Annotated in this window: 20 protein-coding genes and 3 pseudogenes; 9 read left to right on the forward strand and 14 right to left on the reverse strand. The window is 43.6% G+C overall.

The genetic code is table 11. From position 1 onward, the window contains the following. Nucleotides 1-153 precede the first annotated feature (153 nt). A pseudogene (locus tag DXA54_RS25910) lies at nucleotides 154-696 on the reverse strand (hypothetical protein); the annotation flags it as partial. Between the two features lie 273 nt (nucleotides 697-969). Here DXA54_RS25910 and DXA54_RS25915 point away from each other — a divergent pair. The 8 genes from DXA54_RS25915 to DXA54_RS25955 all read left to right on the forward strand — a co-directional run bounded on the left by DXA54_RS25915 (nucleotide 970) and on the right by DXA54_RS25955 (nucleotide 9,484). Then, nucleotides 970-2,151 carry a site-specific integrase gene (locus DXA54_RS25915; RefSeq protein ID WP_005819454.1) on the forward strand — a complete coding sequence of 394 codons (1,182 nt, stop codon included), beginning with the start codon at nucleotides 970-972 and terminating at the stop codon, nucleotides 2,149-2,151. Further along, the gene (locus tag DXA54_RS25920) at nucleotides 2,148-3,308 is read left to right on the forward strand and encodes a tyrosine-type recombinase/integrase (RefSeq protein ID WP_120081003.1); all 1,161 of its coding nucleotides are present in this window, start codon (nucleotides 2,148-2,150) and stop codon (nucleotides 3,306-3,308) included. The genes DXA54_RS25915 and DXA54_RS25920 overlap by 4 nt, the downstream gene beginning before the upstream one ends. Nucleotides 3,309-3,466: 158 nt before the next feature. Beyond that, complete coding sequence (locus DXA54_RS25925; RefSeq protein ID WP_120081005.1) at nucleotides 3,467-4,111, forward strand: recombinase family protein; 645 nt, start codon at nucleotides 3,467-3,469, stop codon at nucleotides 4,109-4,111. A 141-nt stretch (nucleotides 4,112-4,252) separates the two neighbouring features. Further along, nucleotides 4,253-5,209 (forward strand): ORF6N domain-containing protein, encoded by a 957-nt coding sequence (locus DXA54_RS25930; RefSeq protein ID WP_120081007.1) that lies wholly within the window; start codon nucleotides 4,253-4,255, stop codon nucleotides 5,207-5,209. A 114-nt stretch (nucleotides 5,210-5,323) separates the two neighbouring features. Next, on the forward strand, nucleotides 5,324-6,049 hold the full coding sequence (locus tag DXA54_RS25935) for a hypothetical protein (RefSeq protein WP_133304696.1): 726 nt from the start codon (nucleotides 5,324-5,326) through the stop codon (nucleotides 6,047-6,049). Then, nucleotides 5,976-8,036 carry a hypothetical protein gene (locus tag DXA54_RS25940; protein ID WP_120081011.1) on the forward strand — a complete coding sequence of 687 codons (2,061 nt, stop codon included), beginning with the start codon at nucleotides 5,976-5,978 and terminating at the stop codon, nucleotides 8,034-8,036. The genes DXA54_RS25935 and DXA54_RS25940 overlap by 74 nt, the downstream gene beginning before the upstream one ends. Nucleotides 8,037-8,217: 181 nt before the next feature. After that, nucleotides 8,218-8,535: a DUF4377 domain-containing protein gene (locus tag DXA54_RS25945; RefSeq protein WP_165863289.1), complete on the forward strand. Its 318-nt coding sequence runs from the start codon at nucleotides 8,218-8,220 to the stop codon at nucleotides 8,533-8,535. A 475-nt stretch (nucleotides 8,536-9,010) separates the two neighbouring features. After that, nucleotides 9,011-9,484: a hypothetical protein gene (locus tag DXA54_RS25955; RefSeq protein WP_120081017.1), complete on the forward strand. Its 474-nt coding sequence runs from the start codon at nucleotides 9,011-9,013 to the stop codon at nucleotides 9,482-9,484. Between the two features lie 174 nt (nucleotides 9,485-9,658). On the opposite strand, the pseudogene DXA54_RS28325 reads toward DXA54_RS25955, so the two are convergent. Further along, nucleotides 9,659-9,820, reverse strand: a pseudogene (locus DXA54_RS28325) (tyrosine-type recombinase/integrase); the annotation flags it as partial. Nucleotides 9,821-10,450: 630 nt separating this feature from the next. On the opposite strand from DXA54_RS28325, the gene DXA54_RS25965 reads away from it, so the two are divergent. Further along, the gene (locus tag DXA54_RS25965) at nucleotides 10,451-11,617 is read left to right on the forward strand and encodes a clostripain-related cysteine peptidase (protein WP_009017615.1); all 1,167 of its coding nucleotides are present in this window, start codon (nucleotides 10,451-10,453) and stop codon (nucleotides 11,615-11,617) included. Nucleotides 11,618-12,188: 571 nt separating this feature from the next. On the opposite strand, the gene DXA54_RS25975 is transcribed toward DXA54_RS25965, so the two are convergent. The 12 genes and pseudogenes from DXA54_RS25975 to DXA54_RS26030 all read right to left on the reverse strand — a co-directional run. Next, nucleotides 12,189-12,713 carry a hypothetical protein gene (locus DXA54_RS25975; protein WP_120081021.1) on the reverse strand — a complete coding sequence of 175 codons (525 nt, stop codon included), beginning with the start codon at nucleotides 12,711-12,713 and terminating at the stop codon, nucleotides 12,189-12,191. Between the two features lie 59 nt (nucleotides 12,714-12,772). Continuing rightward, on the reverse strand, nucleotides 12,773-13,996 hold the full coding sequence (locus DXA54_RS25980) for a relaxase/mobilization nuclease domain-containing protein (protein WP_120081023.1): 1,224 nt from the start codon (nucleotides 13,994-13,996) through the stop codon (nucleotides 12,773-12,775). A gap of 14 nt (nucleotides 13,997-14,010) precedes the next feature. Further along, on the reverse strand, nucleotides 14,011-14,382 hold the full coding sequence (locus DXA54_RS25985) for a plasmid mobilization protein (RefSeq protein ID WP_039848667.1): 372 nt from the start codon (nucleotides 14,380-14,382) through the stop codon (nucleotides 14,011-14,013). Between the two features lie 201 nt (nucleotides 14,383-14,583). Next, nucleotides 14,584-15,234, reverse strand: a complete 651-nt coding sequence (locus DXA54_RS25990; RefSeq protein ID WP_120081025.1) for a hypothetical protein — start codon at nucleotides 15,232-15,234, stop codon at nucleotides 14,584-14,586. Nucleotides 15,235-15,306: 72 nt separating this feature from the next. Further along, nucleotides 15,307-15,654: a hypothetical protein gene (locus DXA54_RS25995; protein WP_004311700.1), complete on the reverse strand. Its 348-nt coding sequence runs from the start codon at nucleotides 15,652-15,654 to the stop codon at nucleotides 15,307-15,309. Between the two features lie 4 nt (nucleotides 15,655-15,658). Further along, entirely contained in the window at nucleotides 15,659-15,991 is a 333-nt protein-coding gene (locus DXA54_RS26000; protein WP_120081027.1) for a helix-turn-helix domain-containing protein, read from the reverse strand. A gap of 192 nt (nucleotides 15,992-16,183) precedes the next feature. Beyond that, entirely contained in the window at nucleotides 16,184-16,741 is a 558-nt protein-coding gene (locus DXA54_RS26005) for a hypothetical protein (protein WP_120081029.1), read from the reverse strand. Between the two features lie 21 nt (nucleotides 16,742-16,762). Continuing rightward, on the reverse strand, nucleotides 16,763-17,521 hold the full coding sequence (locus tag DXA54_RS26010; RefSeq protein WP_120081031.1) for a DUF5045 domain-containing protein: 759 nt from the start codon (nucleotides 17,519-17,521) through the stop codon (nucleotides 16,763-16,765). 18 nt (nucleotides 17,522-17,539) lie between these two features. Continuing rightward, nucleotides 17,540-18,265 (reverse strand): hypothetical protein, encoded by a 726-nt coding sequence (locus DXA54_RS26015; RefSeq protein WP_005807085.1) that lies wholly within the window; start codon nucleotides 18,263-18,265, stop codon nucleotides 17,540-17,542. Next, the gene (locus tag DXA54_RS26020; protein WP_165863290.1) at nucleotides 18,262-20,796 is read right to left on the reverse strand and encodes a hypothetical protein; all 2,535 of its coding nucleotides are present in this window, start codon (nucleotides 20,794-20,796) and stop codon (nucleotides 18,262-18,264) included. Before DXA54_RS26020 ends, DXA54_RS26015 begins: the two co-directional genes overlap by 4 nt. A 29-nt stretch (nucleotides 20,797-20,825) precedes the next feature. Continuing rightward, nucleotides 20,826-21,239 (reverse strand): DNA-directed RNA polymerase subunit alpha C-terminal domain-containing protein, encoded by a 414-nt coding sequence (locus DXA54_RS26025; RefSeq protein WP_007216019.1) that lies wholly within the window; start codon nucleotides 21,237-21,239, stop codon nucleotides 20,826-20,828. A 27-nt stretch (nucleotides 21,240-21,266) separates the two neighbouring features. Further along, a pseudogene (locus DXA54_RS26030) lies at nucleotides 21,267-21,812 on the reverse strand (conjugal transfer protein TraG); the annotation flags it as partial.

Here is a 21,812-nt window from a genome sequence, read left to right on the forward strand (position 1 = left end):
CAACCAAACCTCAAAGTGTAAAAGGTGCATTTCTTCGAATGCTTACGCTACAACGTACAAATAAATTATATCATTGTTGCTTTTTTGTTATCCATTCTAATAAAGTAAGAATTAATTCGCTTATTTATAATGTGATAATGTGTTTAGTAGGTTAGTCGCCCACCAGCCTATGCGGAACACGACAAGGGCAATCAGCATTATGATTTTGTCTATTCCCACGACGACACCGGCCGTCAAGGAGGTGAACCACAGCTCCGCGGCATCCTTTTCCATGCTGGTCACTTCATCCACACCGGTCTGCTCCATGGTCGCCTCGATAAGGTTGGGGTCTGATGTTCCCGTGTGGGCGACATCCGCCTGTGCCTGCAGGCTGTGGTACATCGTGTCCCTTACGTGGATGAGCTGCTGCACTTCCTCGAACTTGTCCGCTATCTGTGTGGCTTCCGCCTCGTACAGGTCATGCGTGTACGAACCGATGCAGTTCGGGATGTAGGAAAGGAAGTCCAGAAAACACCAGTTGCTTCCGCTGCCGGCCATACCCGTGTCTGCAGGAGGATACCACCAGCAGAGAACGATGGAAACAGCCAGCGGCCTGAACAGCTTCATCACATCCAGCGGCTCATGCTTCACCATCATCTTGTAGGCCATACCTGCCGCCATGACAAGCGAGAACAAGGCGGCCAGAGCCATGCACATCTGCAGTATCCACCAGTAACCACCAATTATCCCAAGCGGGTCTAACCATCGGAAATGAAAGGATAGTAAAGTGATGTAATATCACTGATTTACAGTCTATTAGGAATGAAAGCCGATTTTGGATTGGTTCGTTATTCTTTCCTAAATTAGCGGATTGTTTACCCACTTTTGTCTCGTTTTTGTCCCTCGTTGTATTATCTTTGTATCGCAAGTTAAATGCTTGATAATCAGTGATAAAAGAATATATTAACATCAGAAAAGAAAGGAAATAAAATGGGACGAAAGAAGAAGGAAATCCGTTTGAAGGAGCCAGTGCGCATCCGAGAAAAGAAGATAGCAGGTGGCAACATCAGCCTCTATCTTGACATTTACCAAAAGGGATTGAGAAAGAAAGAGACGTTGAAACTCTATCTTGTGCCAGAAATCAACGCTGCAACCAAGTTGCAAAACGCCAATACAAGAAAGTTGGCAGAGCAAATCAAGGCGCAGCGCATTCTTGACATCCAGAGAGAGGGTCTTGTGGATTGGGACAAGGTGAAGAAGTCACGCATGACACTTACCAAGTGGATGGATGACTTTGTGAAGTACAATGCCGAGTTGTCTGAGTCTTCCATGAAGACCAAGCGAAACACTCATGCTCGCATTGACCAATACCTATTACATATAGGCAAGCCGGAGTTTCTGTTGAAAGATGTGGATAAGGAGTTTTGCAAAGGCTTCATTACTTTTTTGAAGACTTGCACCTACAATGATGGAAAGAAACAACTCAGCACCACCACTTGCCGTATGTTCGTCAACTATTTCGGCTCGTCATTGGCAAAGGCAGTAAGGGACGGACTGATTGAGCAAAATCCATTCTTGCTGTTGGAGGCAAAGGAGAAGCCACAGAAGCGAGTGGCTGAGCGTGAGTTTCTGACGATAGAGGAAATAAAGAAGGTGATGAACACACCATGCCGTTATGAACTGGTGAAGAAAGCCTTTCTGTTCTCCTGTTTCACAGGTCTGCGATATAGCGACATGAAAGCCTTGAACTGGAGTGAAATCCACAAGGCTGCTGACGGCAAGACAGAATACATTGACCATATCCAAGTCAAGACCAAGGACAGAGTAACCATCCCCTTGTCGGAAGAAACAAAGAAGTGGATGCCTAAAAGAGAAGAAGGCATAGACAATATCTTCCACAACTTGACAATCACATCTACAACTGTAGAAGTGGTGCTGAAAGAATGGATGGAGGCAGCAGGAATAACCAAGCATATAACCTACCATTGCTCACGACATACGGCGGCTACGATGCTCCTGACCCTTGGTGCAAGTATCTATGTAGTAAGCAAGATACTCGGACACAAGAGCATCAAGATGACGGAGATTTACGCCAAGATTGTTGACAAGAAGAAGTTGGAAACCGTGAACCTCGTGAACGGAATGTTTGACCAAATACCAGTAATACAATGAAGATAGAAATCAAGGAACGTAAGCTGACGGAAGGCAAAAGAGCCTTATATCTGGAATACTACGAGACTGGCTTCCGCAAGAGAGAAAACTTGCACCTCTATCTCTTGCCCGATGATGCCGTTGGTGCTGCAAAGCACAATCGGCTTACATACAACAAGGCTATGGAGATACGAGCAGAGCGCTTCCTCACCCCTCCTGTATTGGAGAAAGAGAATGCCAAAAGCGAAGAACAAGACAACGGCTTGACTTGGCTACAATGGTGCGATGACTATATCAAATGGTCTGTTGATTGTGGCAACTGCAAGAAGATGATAGGTCATAAGAATGTTGTCCGCAAGCGTATCGCCACTTATTTACGGAGAGTAGATAAGAAAGACATCCTGCTGAAAGATGTCAGTAAAAATGAAATTTGCGGTCTTTTTGACTATATGCGCAACAAGTATCGCAACAAACGCCAAATCAAGACCAACGGAGGACGGTTGGCTGATTACTCATTACTGTTGTTTGAGGAAACAGTCAAAGCGATATTTAACAAGGCTATGCGTGAAGGACTTGTAAAATTCAATCCTGTACACAGTCTAAACAAGTTGGAACGCTTCCATGCTCCTGACAAACACAGAGAGTATCTTACGCCCGAAGAACTCACACGTTTCCTGGCGGTGGAAGCTGAATGTGAGAATGAACGAACCGTACAACTGGCATTTGGCTTATCATCCATGACAGCCCTTCGCCTTGGCGATATGCAGCATCTAAGGTGGTGTGATATTAAAATGATAGATGGCGTGCCGACAATCAGCATCATACAGCGAAAGACAAAGCGTCCTGCCATTATTCCGCTCAATGAAATGGCACAATCGTTGTTGCCACCTCGGACTGATGACAATCCGGAAAGTCTTGTGTTTCACCTTGTCAAGAAGTCAGACAACGTATCGAAATACGTAAGAAGACTTAAAGAAAAGGCAGGCATAGAAAAGGATTTGACCTACCATTGCTCACGGCATACGACAGCATCATTGGCTATCTCAGCAGGAGCAGACATATCAGCAGTGAAGGATGTTTTGGGACATGGAAGCATCACTTCAACCGAAGTTTATGCAAAAGTGGCTCTTGAAAAGAAGATAGAGGCGGTCAATCTGTTTAATGGCGTGTTTGATTGAGACATACAGCAGAGTGCGAACAACGGAGAAGTCTTACTTCTTCCCTTTTGTTGGGAAATTGCCGTCAGGCTGTATTCAAAAAACGCTTGTGTTCAAATAAATCTGCAAGACTTGTCTGGACACAGGCTTTTTCATGTTCAATTTAATCTTTGATATAGATGACAACAGGAGTAATATACGCTCGTGTCTCCAGTATTGGTGACAGACAAAGCACGGAAAGACAGGTCAAGGACTTGTCGGAGTATGCAAAATATAAGGGTATCGAAGTCTGCAAGGTCTTTGAGGAACACATCTCTGGCGCAAAGAAGAATGATGAGCGTCCAGTGTTGTGTGAGGCAATGGAATACTGCAAGGCAAACCGCATTGGGATCCTACTTGTCAGTGAACTGTCAAGATTGGGTCGCAATGCGTTTGAGGTGCTTGCCTCTGTCAAGGAACTCATAGACTGTGGCATCAACCTCTACATACAAAAGGAACAATTTACATTATTGGACGATGAAGGACATCCGTCCCTCTTTGCCCCGATAATGATAGCCACGCTTTCGACCTGTGCGCAATTGGAACGTGACAATATCTCATTCCGATTGCAGTCAGGACGGAAGCAGTATATAGAGAAAGGTGGAAAACTCGGACGCAAGGTAGGCTCTGTAAAAACGGTAGAACAGATGAAAGCCGAATATAGGGAAGTAATAAGTCTGCTCCGCAAGGGGTATTCCATTCGGGATGTGGCAAAGTTGAGTGGTAAAGGGGTAAGTACCGTACAACGAGTGAAGCGATTACTAAAAGTACAATCAACGCAATAATATTATTGATCTTACGTTCTTTTCAAAGAAAGGGTTTGTGCAATAGTGGCTTATAGGCTAAAAGCACTACCTTTGCATACAATAATAAGTAACAACACGTTTAAGGTCACAATTTGTGATCTCAAAAATAAAGATAGAAATATGGCGGATAATATAGAACATCAAGATAAAGGAGAACTGGTCGCAAATTGTGACCAGTTACAAAATGATGAAGTCGTAGTTACCACTCCTGTAGAAAGTCGAATAATGTCTATTCGTGGAAAGCAGATTATGATAGACAGAGACTTGGCTGAACTTTACGGAGTGGAAACTAAAAGATTAAACGAGGCTGTAAAACGTAATATAGAACGTTTCCCTGAGCGTTTCCGTTTTCAACTGACTAAGGAGGAAATGGCTGAACTGGTCGCAAATTGCGACCGGTTCAATAGTTTGAAGCACTCAACAGTTCGTTCATATGCTTTCACGGAGCAGGGAGTGGCTATGCTCTCCACTGTTCTTAGAAGTGAAACCGCAATTCGTGTAAGCATACGAATTATGGATGCATTTGTTGCAATGAGACGTTTCATGGTGACAAATGCAGAAGTTTTCCAACGTCTTTCAACAATGGAGTACCATCAACTGGAAATGCAGCAACATCAGCAAGAAACAGACAAACGCATAGACGAGGTATTTCGCAGATTGGACGAGGGCAACGCAAAGCCGAAGCAGGGTGTGTTCTACAATGGGCAAGTTTATGATGCCTATACTTTCGTGTCCGACTTGATTAAGAGTGCAAAGAAACGTATTGTCCTTATCGACAACTATGTTGACGAGACTGTACTGACATTGCTCGATAAAAGAGATAATAACGTGTCTGCAATCATCTACACTCAGCAGATAAGCCGTCAGTTCCAACTCGATATAGACCGTCATAATGCTCAATATGCACCGATTGATGTTGAAACATTTCGTTTATCACATGACCGCTTCCTTTGTATAGACGATGATGTTTATCACATAGGAGCATCCATAAAGGACTTGGGCAAGAAGTGGTTTGGTTTCTCTAAGATGGAGATACTTACACCAGATGAATTGGTGGAACGAATCAATAGAGGATAATACATACAAATTTCAAGAAAAAGGACTTAATACATAAATATAAAGTAAGCAATGAAAAGGATTTGGATTTTTTTGATGGCGATGCTCAGTATCGTTTCTTTTACAGGTTGTGATATGACTGAGGAACCTAGCGGACCAGTTACAGTTATTGACTATGAGTTCGATAGGACTTATATTATTAACAACGATGGATGCTGTGTGTTTAAAGGATTAAAGCCCGTAAGTGCTGCTGACATTGAAAATAAGGTAAAGGGCTATGGATGGAAAGTCATAGGCATGTATAAAGTGCAGGATAACGGCAGACTTTCACAAACAGACTACCGCAAGACAGTTTATGGCGGTGGATATATGGATTATTGGTTTGAGTCAGACGGTCATCTGATAGGTTTCCACCATGGCGATACCGATGGTAAGTCATATAACAAGACAGAATGGTTTTATGATGCTGTGTCAGGATTCATCATGCGCGGTTCGGCAAGTCAAAGTATGCAAAACCGCTATATGCAAGTTTTACTCCTCACAAAAACAGAGTCAAATTATTTACAAATGCACACTTTGCAGAAACTGGGCGATGCAACCGATGAGAATGGAAATCTGAAACCATTCTACGGCATGGTGGTTTATCAGCGCATGACGGACAACGAACTTGAGGCAACCAAGAAAGCTTATGGTTACAATGCAAACGTAAACTATACGATAGACTCTGAACATAACAATAATAATATTGTCTCGCCGTTATATAATAAAAACAATAAAAAATCAATAGATGAAAGCATTGTTAGTCATCATAATGAATTTGTGCCTACACGTAACTTATGCACAAAAACCAGATACAACTAAAACATTTATTCAAGGCAAAGAACTTGGTGAAGTTGTTGTAAAGTCATCTTATCTTACAAGAGAAGGTGATCATATCCTTGCTATTCCAACAAAAGAGCAACGTAAACATGCAGTAACTGGTTATGATCTGTTGAGCAATCTCATGATTCCGGGAGTGTCTGTTGAGCGTTCGACTGGAAGTGTGACAACTCCCAATGGGGCTGCGACTCTCTATATAGATGGGCGTGAAGTTGATTTTCGAGAGGTACAGTCTTTAAGACCGAAGGACGTTTCTCGAGTGGAATATTTTGATGTGCCGACTGGTAAATATGCAAAAGATGCATATGCTATAAACATAATAATGAAACCACTCAACAATGGTGGCTACACGCAACTTGATGCGTCTCAGAATGTAGGCTATCTCTATGGTGATTACAATCTTATTTCGAAATTTGTCACAGGAACCAAAAGCTTTAACCTTTGGGCTGGATATTCTTTGGAAAATCCAAAATCGTCTATGGACGAGAATGAGACTTTTATTTTCCCTGATTATCAACTGAATAGACTACAGCATTACAATAATGCTGACAATAGGCAAACGGAAGAATATGTACAGGCATCAATCAGCAACCGAGGAAGAAAATATATTTGGATGCTTAGAGGTGGTATGGCATGGAATGCCTCAAAAAACGGTGTCAATAATGGAATGACGGAGTATTGGAAAACTGCTGCTGCAATCAAGAACGGTAGCATTTTGGACATTAACACAAGAAACAAATCTTATCGTCCAAGTGTTTATTTCTATGGATTACATACATTTTCTAACACAAAATCGTTGGATTATGTTTTTGATGGATATTATTCTCGAAACGATTATGACCGTCTCTATAACGATGATAATGTGTCTTTTCGTTCACTTGTCAAGGAAGATTATTATTACATCAAAGCGAATGCAAACTATTCTATGGCGTTCAGTCATAGAAATAGATTGGCTTTCAGTTTATACGAGTTCATGAGAATTAGTGATTCCGAATACATTGGGACTTCTGCATATAATCAAAATTTGCATTCGTCCGAAACCATCCTTTTTGCAGACTATTCCCAACGTTTAGGGAGTTTTTTCTTTGATATTAATCCTGGACTGTCATTTCTAACATATCGTTTGGAGGGGATGAAGTCAATCAATCATCTTACTCCGAGACTTCAAGCAAGGGCTACTTATAGGATAGATAAAGTACAGCAACTTCAATTTATGTTCGCTTTGGGAAACACCTATCCGAGAATAAATACGATTAACAATGTAGAACAGCAGATAGATCCTATCATCATTCTCAAAGGTAATCCGAATATGGATAATTCCATTCTTTTGAATCCGCGATTAAGCCATACCTTGAACCTTAACAAATTCGCTTTGCAAACGGGAGTGTCATACTTTTACCAGAATCATTCGATTATTTCGGATTACTATATTCGAGACGGGCATCTTATTAGCACTTTTAGAGATGACTGTATCTATCATCGTCCCAGTGCAGATATGTCTATAACCTATAAACCTTCTGGTACACTTAATATGAAGTTATCCGGTCAATGGGTTGAACATTTAGTTCGAGGAGGAGCTGAGCATCGTAATTTGTCTGCATTCTCTGGGACTGCTATGATAAACTACTATGTTCGGGATTTTTCTTTTGGTGCATCCATAGCGTCACCGTCAAGAGATTTGATAGACAGCCAGATTAACAGAAAGACATTTTGGCGGTATCAACTATCGGCTATGTGGAATCATGGGAATTGGGCTATCGAAGCTAATGCAAACAATTTATTCATGATGAAGAATAACATTGTAGATGAATTATCTGCATCATATTATTCTTTCAAACAAATAGATCAAAGTCGTAGTTATAATCAGTATGCAAATCTGAAAATTGTTTATAGTTTTGACTATGGCAAGAAGACATCAAAGTCACCAGATTACAAACATCAAAATAGTGAAAGTGCAATCTTAAAATAAGAAGGCAAAGACATAATCAAGTCATTGGTAACATGTTCATGCGAAATGCAAATTAAAAATTGCATTCAAACAGTCAATTATAATTATATTTTCACACATATATAAATATTTAAAATTACGAATTATGAAAAAAATTAAAACAAGAATCGGGATTCTCTTCATTTTGTTAACAGTATTTACAATGTTTGCAAGCTGTTTAAATGATGACGATGAACCCAAAGACAAGCAGAAGACTGTAACACTATATGTTTCTGCCACAACAGGAGAATGTACCGGTATGACGGGTACACCACACGAATGTATGTTGATAAAAGAAAAGGGAGAAAAGACTTGGGATCCATGCGAGTTCAACGGAATTGAAGGCTTTACATACGAGAAAGGATACGAGTACGAACTTTTGGCTACGAAGACCATATATGCCAATCCACCAGCAGATGGATCAAGCTATGACTATACTCTTATAAAAGTGGTGTCAAAAATGGCAAAGGGAAATGAGTAGTAGAGAGTTTTAATTGTATCAAATCAAACAATGAAAAATAAAACATCTATAATAATTGTAGTTTGGGGAATAGCGGTATTATGTACACTATTCTTGAGTTCATGCAAGCGACCAGAGGTCTTAGACAATAGTACTCTTGTAAATAGCGCAAGAAACGTGGCTTTGACCTTTGGTCCTGCGTATGTTCCATTTTTTAAAGAGGCTAACGTATCGGATGTTCAAGTTTTCCAAAAGGAGGATTATGGGGACAGCTTTCCTGAAATAAAAAAAACAGATAGGAAGAAAGTACTATACTGTAACTTTTACATATGATAGTACTGCCGTTAAATTTGATTTTGGATTTGCAGCAAGAGTCAGAATATGGAAAGATACAGGGGAACCATTAGATGTTATATTTGGTAATGGTTGGGGAAGAAATTTTCTATTTAAAACCTTTGTAGAGCAAACCAATCACTCACCAAATGACTATGAGAAAGTGGCTTCTGACTCTATTGTTAAAGTACCATTGCAAACTGTACATGAACCAGAGAGTATTTGGAATTCCAATGCTGACAACAAACAAGACAGCCTATCAACGAGAGACTTTCTAACAAATACAGAGAAAGAGAAAATAAAAGAATTGGCTTCACAAGTTCCAGACAGCATAAGAAATCGTTTTGCAAGTTTAGTGGATAAATGGAACATAGCAATAGATCATAATCCTAAGACGCGATATAGTGCAAGCACATATTCATATGCAAAATTGCCTGAGTTCATTCCTCTCAAATCAATGGGAAAACAAATAGTTCCATTAATTATGGAACGAATGATAAACCCTTCCGATTTTTATTTTCTTGTTCTTTATGAAGCTGTTCTGGAAGGAAATGAAACGAAAGACGATTCTAAGTTTAGCGGAAGCGAACAAATCAGAGCTATAAGGTGTGTAAAAAAATGGCTGGAAAAACAATAAAGGGCAATTACTTCTTCATAGCTATCATAAAGAAAAAGTGTCCGCGATGTCAGACGAGTAGTATCACGGATACGGATGAATAGTTGAGAGTTTGATGAAAGTTAGTATCCTGAAACATTGTTGATGCACGGACAAGCCCTTGCGCTGTCGAAGACGATGCGAATGCCGTTGGTCTTAATCTTGTCGAAACGAAGGATGCGCTTTCTTTGGGGTCACTCTCGCATACCGCTGCGTCATCTTCACATCCTTATGACCGAGCATCTTGCAGATGGTCTACATCGGCACACCTGCCTCCAGCGTAATGAGGCTGGCGAACGAGTGTCGTCCCGAATGGTAGAAATAGGTAAGTCCGTACTCTTTTCCACAAGCACATCGAAAGCCTTTTGGATGGAAAGCAACAACTGCTCGATGTCCTTGTTGGTCTCCACGGCTTCCTTGCTCTTGTTCTCCTTTGGCTGCTTAGTGCTTTATGTTAATAAAAGTACAATCACAGCAATAATACTATTGATTTTACGTTCTTTTCAAAGAAAGGGGTTGTGTGATAGTAGTTTAAAGGCTAAAAGCACTACCTTTGCATACAATAATTTAACAAGAGACAAGAATATACAAATTCTTGGAAATCAAATATTAAAAAGAATGGGAAGATATGATGCAAAAAATAAAAGATACGAACCTCTTATTGAAGAGTAGAAAACGATTCCTTCTTATCATTGCTGTGGTTATTCTAACTATTGCATATATGACAAGTACATTTTCGCATAAAAAAGTGGAAATTCGTTTATATGGGTATTGGAATATGGTTCTTGACAGTCTTGTTATAAATAGAAATACAAAAATTGAGTTTAGTGTTGTCAAAGAGATACGCCATTATGTTATGGTATGCAAGAATTGTGGAGAACGCATTCGTACAGCTCCAAAAACTTTCGGAAAAATACACGTGAATACGGAACTATAAATCAAAATAATATGAGAATAAAAAAAATATTGCCTTTTATACTATTGGTATTCTTATTTATTTCATGTGAAAAAGAAGACTTTGAAATAGAAACCAATAATCAAAGAACAGTTTTTATGTATCTCCCATGGTCAACAAATCTGACAAGTTATTTTTATAATAACATTTCTGATATGGAAGAAGCTATACAAGAAAAAGGATTAGAGAATGAAAGAATTATAGTGTTTTTATCTACAAGCCCTTCTGAATCGGAGATGTTTGAAATAACTTTAAATAACGGTTCGTGTAAAAGGACTATCTTAAAAGAATATGTAAATCCCTCTTTTACCACAGAAGCTGGTTTGACAGAGATTCTCGGAGATATGAAAACATTTGCTCCTGCTGAAAGTTATTCAATGATTATCGGTTGTCACGGCATGGGCTGGCTTCCTGTTGTACAAAGCCGTAGCAAAGCGAAGGAAGATTTTGTTTATCATTGGGATTTTGAGAATGTTCCTATGACACGTTTTTTTGGCGGATTAACAGCAGAATACCAAACAAACATAAGCACTCTTGCTCAAAGCTTATCTAATAACGGATTGTCAATGGAGTATATTCTATTTGATGATTGCTATATGTCATCGTTGGAAGTTGCCTATGAGTTACGCCATGTAACCAACTATATGATTGCCTGTCCAACAGAAGTGATGGTCTTTGGTATGCCATATTCCACAATAGGCAAATATCTCTTATCAGAAAAACCAGATTACAAAGCTATATGTGAGTCATTTTATCAGTTTTATTCTAACTATCAATATCCTTATGGAACGTTGGCTGTAACAGACTGCTCTTACTTGGATGAGTTGGCAGAACTAATGAAATATATTCACTCTAATTATTCTTTTGATAGTACACAAGCTATAAATATTCAGCGTATGGATGGCTACTCCCCTGTGATATTCTATGATTTCGGAGATTATGTACAGACTTTATGTGGTACAGACACAGAAATATATAATAATTTCAAAACACTATTGGAGAAAGTTATCCCTTACAAAACTCATACCAAAGAATTCTACACGGCATCAAGAGGTCCTATTACAGTTGAAAGATATTCAGGAATAACAACCTCTGAACCAAGTACAAATAGCAAGATGGTAGATTACCCAAAAACATCATGGTGCATTGACACACATTAAATTATCACTCTGAACCAAGTTGTGATATAGTCCAAAATCTCCAACGAAGTAACTATCCGTGGGGGACTTGACCCTTGCACATATAAAAAGCAAAAAGAAAGCGTTATCGGAGTATTACACAAAAAACAGCTGGCTATTACATAATGAAACAACATACTTGACTGATTGGTACGCTTCTCCTACCATGCGGACAAATCCCGGTAACAAAATGACAAAGCGGACAATGTTCTTAACATGCCAACTTGTAAATGGGATGAATGATTTTCGTTTTTCGCAAGTTGATTTTATAAAATTGCTGCCAACAGTTCGTACTTTCGGAAAAAGATGTTATATTTGCAAATGAAAGAGTTATTTGACAGCATAGCAACGCAAAACGCTGAAATTCGCACTGTTGCCAAATCGTTACCTCTATTTCTCAAATAATTCGCTAATAGTTTATTTCTCAATCGGTTAAGTCAAACCGATAAAAATCTAAAATAAACTGTGTCAGGCTATAAAAGTTATAGTTAGACACGGTTTATTTACATTTCTATCCTTTCCTTTGCAGAGTATAATTCTTCCCATCCTCAGCTTACTTGTCTATGTATGATGCAACAAAATATACAATCGAAATGACCGTATAAAGGAAACACGGCAAGAATATCCAAAGCAAAGTCTTTACCCAACCATTCGACAACCAAATTCCTTCATTTCTTGACATCATATTAGACATATCATAGAAATGGCGAGTGAGGATGTCCTTATTCGCCTTTCGGTGGTCTTCAAGAAGTTTGGACTCGTTTTCAATGAGTTTCTTCCTGTTGTTGATTGCCTGTTCCATATCGGCATCATCAACCTTAGCTTTGACAGTTATGTCTTTTACTTTGCCGATGTAGGCTTCAATAGCTTTGGTGACAGTATTCGCTTTATCTGAGGCTTCACTCAATTTTTCTTTTGCTTCATGCATGGAAGCAGTAGCCATTTCAATGCCACCTTTTGCCAAAGTCAAACTATTACCAGCATCCTTGTAGGCTTGAAGCTGTTGGTCAAACTTGTCCGAAGCATTGTCTGTTTCGATATTCTTGTCAATCGAGTTCTCGAAAGATCCGAAATCCATATCTGAGATTTTACTTTTACCTATTGGCATAATATCAGTGCTGTTGGTTGAACATTCGGTTATCTGCCATATCCTTGCTTCTTGCGAGGTCTGCACAGTCGATTAGCCATCATAGCGCAACGATGCGCCCATGACAGTTCATCCTCGTCCTTGTCACGTCCCCAACTTGAGGTAGCACCACCTCCGCCACCGCCAGACTGGGCGGCAATGGTTGTGGCAGCATCAATGTATTCAGCAAAGAGAAGAATGGCTGTCTTCTGCACATCGCCAATCTTGGCAAACACATTGTCGGCATCCAAAGCTATATTCTCGTCGATGACATCCAGACAATTCTGAGCAATATCAACAGGATAATGATGAAACTCATCCGTATAAAAGTCGAAGTGACGTATCTTTGGAGTGTTGTCCGCAGTAGGCATGGGTTTGGGTACAGTCATAATCTTTGGCTGTTGGGTATTCTTTGTTGGAGTTGAAACTGGTTTCTCCAATTCTTGATGATGTAGTTTTGCCCAAGTGCCTTCAATCTTTGAGGGCATCAGACAACGACCTTTGCCAAGTTCCGAGGACTTATAAATGGAATTGCCTCGTTTAATGGCATATCCACGCACTTGTCCTTTGCTGTCGGATTGTAGTTTGACATCATACCCCATTTGCGTGAGGCATTTTGTGTATAGTCCCCAATCAAAGTACGGCATCTTAGCCAAAACGGAAAGACAATCATTGGTTATCGCTTCCTTATTTTGGCGGCTCACCTCTTGTGCATCTTTCCAACCACGCTGTTGCCCAACCTTGGCGGCAGCGGCCATCGCTCTCTCGTAGATATAATGGGCATCATTCACGTTGCCCCTCATGTCTATGCGGTTCGCATCAATGTGAAGGTGCATAATGCCACTCTTGCTGTCATGATGGAGTGCAACTACATACTGGCTGTCTTTGAGGTTGGTTGCCTTTGCACTCTTGCGCTTCGACTTGGCTGAAAGGTCAACCGCATCAAACTCACGGATAAAGTCATCCGCCAACCTCTGCCATTCCTCCATCGTCCAACCTTGCGTTTCCTCCGAGGTTGGGGAAACCTCAATGCGTATCATGTTCCTTTTGAGCGGATGATAACGGTTCAACTTGTCCTCAAACTTCTTCTGCAAGGCAAGCATTCTTGCCCACATTGCCGTTGGGGAAATATCATCGGGCAAGAGATTGGTCTTAACAATCTCTGCCTTGTCCTTATCCACTGAGTAACGTATGGCATTTGCGCCATGACTTATTACCTTTGCTTTTGCTATCATATATGTTGTATGTTCTATTGTGTTAAGTATTTCTCTATCTCAATCATGCGGTTCAAGATCACCTCTGCGCTTGTTCTCCATCGTTTCATAAAGATTTCGCTGCGGAGAATGTTCTCACGTTCCGTAAGCGGACGTCCTTTGAGAAAGCCGAACAATTTCTGTATATCGCCCCTGGCATCCGAAAGGCTGTTCAAAGCCTCCATTTCTTTGTCAGTCAAGCGTTGTTTGGGATATTTGCCCTCCAACCGCTTGCGTGCGTATGCGCTTGTGGTCAGTCCGCAAAGAGCAGCATATTCCGCTATCTCCTTATGAAGCTGTGGTGTCAGCCTTACTATCAGGCGGCTCGTGTATTTCGGTGCTTCCTTTTCTATATTTTTCTTATTCATACCAAGTATTGCTTCTATAAAAGTGTGCAACCCAATGCGAGCTTGCGAGCGTTCAAGAAGTCCATTGGCATACGTACAAACGAAGTGCGTTTGTATGACATTGGTATTTCTTGCATAGCACTGCTATCAGAGTTTACGCACAAGCACGCTACGCATTGGGGTTGCACCAGTTCACAGACTTGTTGTATAACGGTTTTCAAATTACCCAAGCAACAGCAATTGTGGGGCATCCTCCGCTTCCATCTGTTCTTTGAAGAATTGCCTTCTGGCTTCTGCCTCCAGTTCCATGTCAGAGACGCTTGGCGGTGGAACATCTTCCTCCTCGCCATTATCGCCATTTCCTGAAGTTAGGGAAGAAAAGGAACTGTTGGCAAGTTGTGTAGGAGAAGTACCGCCATTCTTGATGGGCGGATCCTCCTTGTTAGGGAATGCGGTTGTGGAAGTCATAGTATTAGACTTGCCGGAACAGTCTCTTTGGTTGATGGGAACATAGTGAGGATTGACATATTTCTTGCAGTCAACAATCCATGCAGAAATGCAGAGCAATGTGTGAACACTTCCTCGTCTTGTCTGTACAGAAGAAAGGATGCCCAATTTGTTCATGTGGTCAAGCATCTTGGAGACGGTTTTTCGGTCACACTTCCATAGTTTGGATAGAGCCACCTCTGACATGTTCACCTCCCATAATGCGGTTGTGGATTCCCCAACCTCATTTGATGTTTCAATCTGTCGTGTCACAATCTGAATGAGTTGATAAAGGCATGAAAGACGGTTGATGCCAGCCGTGCCACCCATCAGATAGTTTACTTGTTCATTACTCAGGATAATGCTGTTGAAAATATTACTGTTCATCGTTGTTTTATCTTTGTTGTGTAAATCTGTTCATGCTGTTATGCGGAAAACTCTCTGCCGTCAAAAGAGAAACTATCGCCTCATGCCGAAGCCTCTCTCTGGCATATAATACTCCTTGTCGTATGCGATATGGTCAAGCACACGTTGCAGTCGGTCAAGTTGGGGGCTGTCAAGCACTTGTATGGCATTGATGGTAATTTTCTGTGATGCAATTCTTCGATGCTCACAGTTTCTTTCAGACATGGTTCCGTCACCGTCAGCATAGACCGAATGAAGATAGGTATTGACTGCTTCCGTCTGTTCCTTGCTTGGGTAAGCAGCAGGAAAGCGGTCGGAAATGTAGTCTACCATATTGCTGACCGCATTAGCCAACAGAGGGTCACGTTTTTGCAGACTGTTTACAAGTTCATCTTTCGTCATGATGCTATGGTCTATTGTTCATTTCATTCAGACGTTTTGCAGCCTCCAGTCTTATCTCCTCCTCCGACATGGCTCTTGCTCCTCGTACCCAGTCAAGCAAGGCTTTCTTCTCAAAGAATATGAGCTTGCCAGCAGGCTTGAAGTACGGCAACTGGTTAAGATGCGTCATCTTGTAGAGCGTGCTCTTGGCAATGCCGAGAAAGGCGGAAGCCTCTTCAAGGTTCAACACTTCCTTTGTCATATAGCAAAGGTTCTCCAACTTGTTCACTCTCGACTGAAGCTCCACTATCTTGCGCTCATGGTCGAGGTTCATCTTTAATGCGTTCTTTTCTGTCATAAATCTGATATTTTGTTTATTTCGTTATCGATTTCGGCTGCAAAGGTATATTGTTGCCAATGATATTCAAGCAGCCGTTATGGTTTATTAAAAGTGCTGATTTTCAATTCTTTGGTTCTATTTTACCATGCTACAATGTGGTAGATTGGTCGGACACTCACTTGAAATTCAGCATCTTCAAATGTCTATCGTTCAAACATTCACAAAACCAAGGATTGGACAATAAGGGTGGCAAATCTTTGGTTCTATTGCCAGTTCTCGTTTTTGAAAATGTCCATCAGAGTGCAAAACAAAATTTAACACCCGATTTTCGCAAGTCATGCTGTTTGAGGTCAAAATCGCTTGCAATAACCACATTTGGAGTACAATGGTAGGAAAATGAGTTGTGAATGAGAGAAATAGGGATTTCCCCTCGTTTTTCAAGGGACAAATTTGTACCTTTGCAAACGAAACAGAGGTATTCCACAAGGGATATTTCGGGCGAAGTGTTCTTGACTTTATTTTTCCGTGGTTTTGTCCCGTTTTTGTCCCTCGCTGATTTTGTGTCACGAGACAAGAATTTATAAATGACTGATTTACAGCGACTAAAATCGTGTTTTGGATAATTGGTAACGGCAACCACCAGAACGGCCCCTGCGAACCCGTAAACGTCGCGTCCGTGAGGAACTCGTTCGTTTGAAAAATCACATCGTCAATCTCCTCCTCAAGAAGATTGATACCGAAATCAGTGAGTATATTTCCGTCTGCCATTTGCCGTCTGTCTTTTTAGTTTCACCTGTTTACACTCTCTTCACCGTCACCCCCGGAACTGCCGCCCGACTGTGAGCCACGCACCACGAGACGCGATTCGTTCCAGCGGCTCATGGCTTCCCTGATGACGCTGCCTTTGTCCAAGGTACGGTCCGAGGTCGCGTTCAGCAGGTTGCTCGTCAGGGTGGCATTCTGCCGTTTGGCGAGATAGCTGACAAGAATCTCATTCTGCTGCACCACGTCGTCGTAGATTCGCAGATACTCTTTCTTCCGCTGCGCATTGGGCATATAGGCATCCCTGGTAGCATCAATGGCGCACTGGAAAACATGATAGTATTCCGTCCAGCGTTCCCTGTCCTCCGGGGTGCCCCCGGCAGGAAGGATACGGTCGATGTTACGCTTCATCCTTTCCATCTGGCCGTTGATCTTGTCACCTTCGGCAAGCCAGGCGATATCAGCCTGTCGGTCCGCCACGTTCAGGGCCTCTATTTTCGCGCGGCTCACCAATGCCGAATCGATGGATTCGGCTTCGTCCGTCTGGTTATAGAGGTTGATGCCGGCTGTCGTGCGGAACCCCAGTTTGTTCTTTGCCGCTGCCGATTTCTTGTATTTGTTGTGTAATGCCCAGTAGTACAGTTCCGGCGTGAGGGAGCCCGCACCGGTTTCCATGACCGTAATCTGGTTCTGCTTCGGCGAGTCGTGGTTATAGGTCACATACTGCGCCTGTGCCGTTGCTGTTGCAATGATCGCAACCGTCATGAGCATGAGTTTTCTGTTCATCTTTTTTCCCTTTTATCGTTAGTAATCCAGCCTTCCGGAGTTGCGCCAACGTCCGAAGGCTCCTTCAATTATCTCCTGTTTGGTATGTTCACGGTATATCTTCGACTTCCAGTAGCCGATTCTTACCTGTATGTATCGCCAGGTCTCCATATAGGCCCGGTTCAGATGCCGTTCGATGTCGTCCAGAGACCTGTTCACGGCCTCCAGCACCATCAGCAGATCCGAAGTGGAGCAGGCCGCCGCTCCCGTGGCATACAGCGCCAGGTCGCTGACCGACTTGTAGAGTTGCTCCCCGTCATGGGCTATATCCCGTATGGCTTTCTCGTTGATGGTGATGAGCAGGGCGTCGGAGGGTTCGATGCGTCCGCGTTTCAGCACCTTCTCGTGAAATGCCTCCAGCATCGACTTGTAGTCCGCTATCCGGTCACTTACCGTATTGTAGGTATTCTTTGCGTTCAATACCGTGCGTAACGACTGGTACATCACATCAATGACATCAAAGGCACGGGTGTACCGGTCAAGGTCGATATTAAGTTCCTTGTATTCGCCGACCTCCTTGCGGCTGTATTCGTGCAGCAGCTGGTTGCTGTACTCAAGGGTACTTCGGGCCAGCAACAAGCTACGCTGCTTCTTATGGTCATTGATATAGGCTTCAACGGACACCACGTCGAATGTCCATTGTGCTTTGACGACATCAGGCAGGAGTGCAAGCAGCACTATGGTTATCAGCAAGGCCCGTTTCATGGTCTTTCCTCCTTTCTCCCGCTTCGCAGGCTACGGGCGTTTTCCACCCAACGGTCATGGCATTCTTCCACGAGAGTGAGGCGTCGCCCTTCGTCCATATTCAGATCCGGCAGTACATCCTTCAGCACGTCGATGATGCTGCGCTTGTAATGCATCATCTTTTCCAGGGATACCAGGTCGGCGTATATCTGCGTAATCCGGGAATCCACTTCACGCGCGATTTCAAGACGGTCACTTGACCACAGCAGGTGGTACACCTCTCCGGTAGAGGTATCTTCCATCGGGGTGGTACGGGCATATTCCGTCGTGATCTTGCATGACGGATGCTCCCGGGCGATTTCCGCGATACGTTCATTCACGATCCGCTCTTTTTCTTCTTCCGGAAGGTCCGGGTCGAATGTCAACACGTCGGCCACATACGTGTCGGTGTATTGCGAGGTCAGTTCCCAGCTGATCTGTACAATGGCACGGTGAATCTTGATGCCAAGGAAGTATTTCGGCTTGCGTGCTATGCTGACGGTTGCCTTGAAAGTTATCTCGCCGTCTATATTCGGCATGGTCGCCTTGCGGACGAACGTGTATCCGTTCCACGAACCGCTGTCCTGCCACGACAGACTGTAGGCCGTCTTGCAGTCCTGCATGATGGCCGGGATACGGTAATAGTCGTCCGTCGGCACGTCATTGTCGTTTGCCGCTTCCTGCTTCGCATCCGCGTATTCCTTCTGTTTCTTCTGCCACTCGGCCAGTTCTGCCTTCAACTCTCCGATACGCGTCAGGTTGGCGTTGTACTGCTGCCTGTAAACGGCAGCATCCTCTACACTGGCCTCAGATATTTTCTTAAGCAGCTCCTTGTTCTCATCCTCCAGTGCCTTGATCTGTGATTGAAGCATGGCTACCTGGTTGTCTGCCTCCCGTATCAGCTCATCCAATTCCGAAAAGTCAAGTTCATTTTCCGTCACGGAGGTCTGCATGGAGCAATCCTTGGTATGGGCATTGGGTGAACCGCCGCATTTCCTGCATTTGTACTGGGTCGAACCTTGGCCCAGGGTGGCCCCGTCCGAGCAGGTGACGCTGATGGTCACGCTCTCGCATCCTTTAAGTTTGGCGGCATCCGTTGCCTGATAGTAGTTCCGCGCGTCGGAAGCTATGTAATAGACATAGCCGTCCTCGTTCTCGTTGAATTCCGACAGACGGGCATTGAGCTGCGCCTTGAAGGTCTCCAGATCCATAGTGTAGGAATCGAATATCTCTTCATACACGATTTCCTCATGGTTCCAGCTTTTCTTGACATGTATCTCGTAGGCGTAAGCCTTCTTTGTCTGCTTGCCGCCGCGGCTGATGATGTAGGCGTTCTGCCAGTAGTTGATGCTGTAAGTGTTGCCGTCATTCTGGTTGTTGAGCTGCTGTACACGGTTTCTCGACCATCCGGCATATCGTTCCGAGTTGGAGAGAGCCTGTTCCCGCTGCGAGGCATTGGGATAAAAACCAGGGTCGCTCGTTTCGAAACGGGTCCACTCACCGCCGTTCAGGATGCTGTTGTCGTCCGTGGGCGGGTAATAGTCACACAATGACACGCTGCCTTGGTCACGTCTGGCGATGTACCAGCGCTGCGTGTAATAAGTCCCGGCTTCGTCGTCTATATAGTCACTGATCCAGCCGGCAAGGTCGTAATCCCCGAACTCGAACAGGCCGGCCACGTTGTCAGGACCGCCGATCTTGTCCAGCAGCAGGTTCCCGATACCTTGTTCCGCTTCCTCGAACAGACCGGAGTAATGGTCGTACAGGTTGGCAATCTCGCTGACCTTGCCCGAAAGCAGGTTATGGAACATACTTTCAGGCAGCAGGGCATCGCCGAGATTACTCGCACCGGCCGTTGCCAGACCGACACCCAGATTGTAGAGATTGTCAAGGTCGCTTTGCAGGTTCTCCCGTGTAAAGCGGTCAGGAATCCGGGAAAAATCGTCCAGCATCCGCTGCCAGTCTATACCGCCCAGTTCCGAAAGTTTCAGCAGAGGCACGACCTCGCTGTTAATCTCCAGAAAAGCGATGTCCGAGAACGAAAGTGTACTGTTTGTCACAACGCTTTCGAACTGCATACACAGGCTCTTCGTCTCATCGCACACCTTCATCAGGTAGCTGCCCCAGTGGATCGCTGTCTGCGGGGAGTGAAGCATCTGCTTTGCCACCACCCAGATTTTCGGTATGATCTTGTCGGCCACCATGTGGTAGATGCGGCGGTAATAGTAGTTTTCCGTGCTGCTACACCAGATACCGAGGTCCGAGAGTGCTTTGTGTTCCAGAAATTTGGAAGAGAAGATTCCGGCTGCCGCCACCTCCGCCGCCGTATAGTGCTTCAGGATGTCATCGACCTGCTCACGGTAGTAGCTTTCAGCCACGACCTCCGTACCGAACGCGGCTGCCATTGCCGCCACGGTACGTGCGTCATAGTTCACGCTGTAATACTGGGCGTGGACATGCTGCGTGAAGGCAAGCAGCAGAACTGCAAAAACAAGTGACAGTCGCTTCATCATGGATTTTTTCGATTAAAATCAGACAACAGTTAAAGGCGTGTCATACCTCTCAATACACGTATCAGCGCATCGGCCTCAATTACGGCGGAGTTTGCAACCAGACGGTTGCGCACGAACATCTCCTTGGCAATCTCATATCTGCGCTGTTCCCACTTCGCCTCTTCTTCTTTATCTTCCGGTGTGGTATTTCCGATACCGGCATACTTATCCAACTCCTCGTTGAACATACCCAAACGGAGGTTGTATTTTTTCAACACATCTTCTATTTCATCAATGCTTTTTCCTCCAATTCCGCGCAACCTTACCAAATCCCTTCCGGGCCATTTGCACAAGTCACGGATAGTCTTGATATTGAACCCGCGACATACCTGTTGGATGCGTAAGCCATGTTTACTTCCGAAGTCAAGTGTATCTACACTCTGGTTAATGTCTATCTTTTCCATTGTCTGCAACTGATTATTTGATTCATGTTATTGTTTTGCTTTCAGGTTCAGTACCCGTCCGGCCTCGTTGACCTTCTGGGCGAATGTCAGGGACTTGCTGATGCCGCTGGCATCCCAGTCCCGGCAATAGGCTTCAATGGCTTCCTGATGGCTGCACCGGAGCTCCCTCTTGTAGAGTTTCAGGGCTTCCTTCTCAGCACGTTCGGTCGTGTAGGTCATGTAGCATTCATGCGGCTCTTCCACGCCATACACGCCGCTTGTCGTTCCCCTTCGTATGAATACCTCCCGGAAGAACGAACGGCCGTCCTTGTTGTCCAGACGGTTGATCGTGAATATCTTCTTGCAGTCAACATCGGTGAGTCCGAGAATGGCCTTGATGGTGTCGAAACGCTCCTTGAACTTGCTCTGGTCAAGCAGCATCACCACGTCGCTGTTGTTGATGATGGCCTCTTTAACGATTTCACTGCCGATGATGTCCTGTATCTCCTGTGTCACAACGCCCACGCTGGCCCAGAACTTACGGGCCGTCTTGTGTAGGCTAAGCACCCAGCGCCTTATCATATTTCTATGGTA

This window comes from Bacteroides sp. OF03-11BH, assembly GCF_003604005.1.
In the GTDB taxonomy this organism is placed as follows: domain Bacteria; phylum Bacteroidota; class Bacteroidia; order Bacteroidales; family Bacteroidaceae; genus Bacteroides; species Bacteroides ovatus.

Bases quoted from the DNA above. Each gene is read 5' to 3' on its own strand.
- DXA54_RS25945 (WP_165863289.1), top strand. From the start codon at position 8,218: ATGTTTGCAAGCTGTTTAAATGATGACGATGAACCCAAAGACAAGCAG.
- DXA54_RS25980 (WP_120081023.1), bottom strand. From the start codon at position 13,996: ATGATAGCAAAAGCAAAGGTAATAAGTCATGGCGCAAATGCCATACGT.
- DXA54_RS25990 (WP_120081025.1), bottom strand. From the start codon at position 15,234: ATGAACAGTAATATTTTCAACAGCATTATCCTGAGTAATGAACAAGTA.
- DXA54_RS25915 (WP_005819454.1), top strand. From the start codon at position 970: ATGGGACGAAAGAAGAAGGAAATCCGTTTGAAGGAGCCAGTGCGCATC.
- DXA54_RS25935 (WP_133304696.1), top strand. From the start codon at position 5,324: ATGACTGAGGAACCTAGCGGACCAGTTACAGTTATTGACTATGAGTTC.
- DXA54_RS25930 (WP_120081007.1), top strand. From the start codon at position 4,253: ATGGCGGATAATATAGAACATCAAGATAAAGGAGAACTGGTCGCAAAT.
- DXA54_RS25995 (WP_004311700.1), bottom strand. From the start codon at position 15,654: ATGACGAAAGATGAACTTGTAAACAGTCTGCAAAAACGTGACCCTCTG.
- DXA54_RS26005 (WP_120081029.1), bottom strand. From the start codon at position 16,741: ATGGCAGACGGAAATATACTCACTGATTTCGGTATCAATCTTCTTGAG.
- DXA54_RS26010 (WP_120081031.1), bottom strand. From the start codon at position 17,521: ATGAACAGAAAACTCATGCTCATGACGGTTGCGATCATTGCAACAGCA.
- DXA54_RS25920 (WP_120081003.1), top strand. From the start codon at position 2,148: ATGAAGATAGAAATCAAGGAACGTAAGCTGACGGAAGGCAAAAGAGCC.
- DXA54_RS26020 (WP_165863290.1), bottom strand. From the start codon at position 20,796: ATGATGAAGCGACTGTCACTTGTTTTTGCAGTTCTGCTGCTTGCCTTC.
- DXA54_RS25965 (WP_009017615.1), top strand. From the start codon at position 10,451: ATGAGAATAAAAAAAATATTGCCTTTTATACTATTGGTATTCTTATTT.
- DXA54_RS26000 (WP_120081027.1), bottom strand. From the start codon at position 15,991: ATGACAGAAAAGAACGCATTAAAGATGAACCTCGACCATGAGCGCAAG.
- DXA54_RS25975 (WP_120081021.1), bottom strand. From the start codon at position 12,713: ATGGATTTCGGATCTTTCGAGAACTCGATTGACAAGAATATCGAAACA.
- DXA54_RS25925 (WP_120081005.1), top strand. From the start codon at position 3,467: ATGACAACAGGAGTAATATACGCTCGTGTCTCCAGTATTGGTGACAGA.
- DXA54_RS26015 (WP_005807085.1), bottom strand. From the start codon at position 18,265: ATGAAACGGGCCTTGCTGATAACCATAGTGCTGCTTGCACTCCTGCCT.
- DXA54_RS25940 (WP_120081011.1), top strand. From the start codon at position 5,976: ATGAAAGCATTGTTAGTCATCATAATGAATTTGTGCCTACACGTAACT.
- DXA54_RS25985 (WP_039848667.1), bottom strand. From the start codon at position 14,382: ATGAATAAGAAAAATATAGAAAAGGAAGCACCGAAATACACGAGCCGC.
- DXA54_RS26025 (WP_007216019.1), bottom strand. From the start codon at position 21,239: ATGGAAAAGATAGACATTAACCAGAGTGTAGATACACTTGACTTCGGA.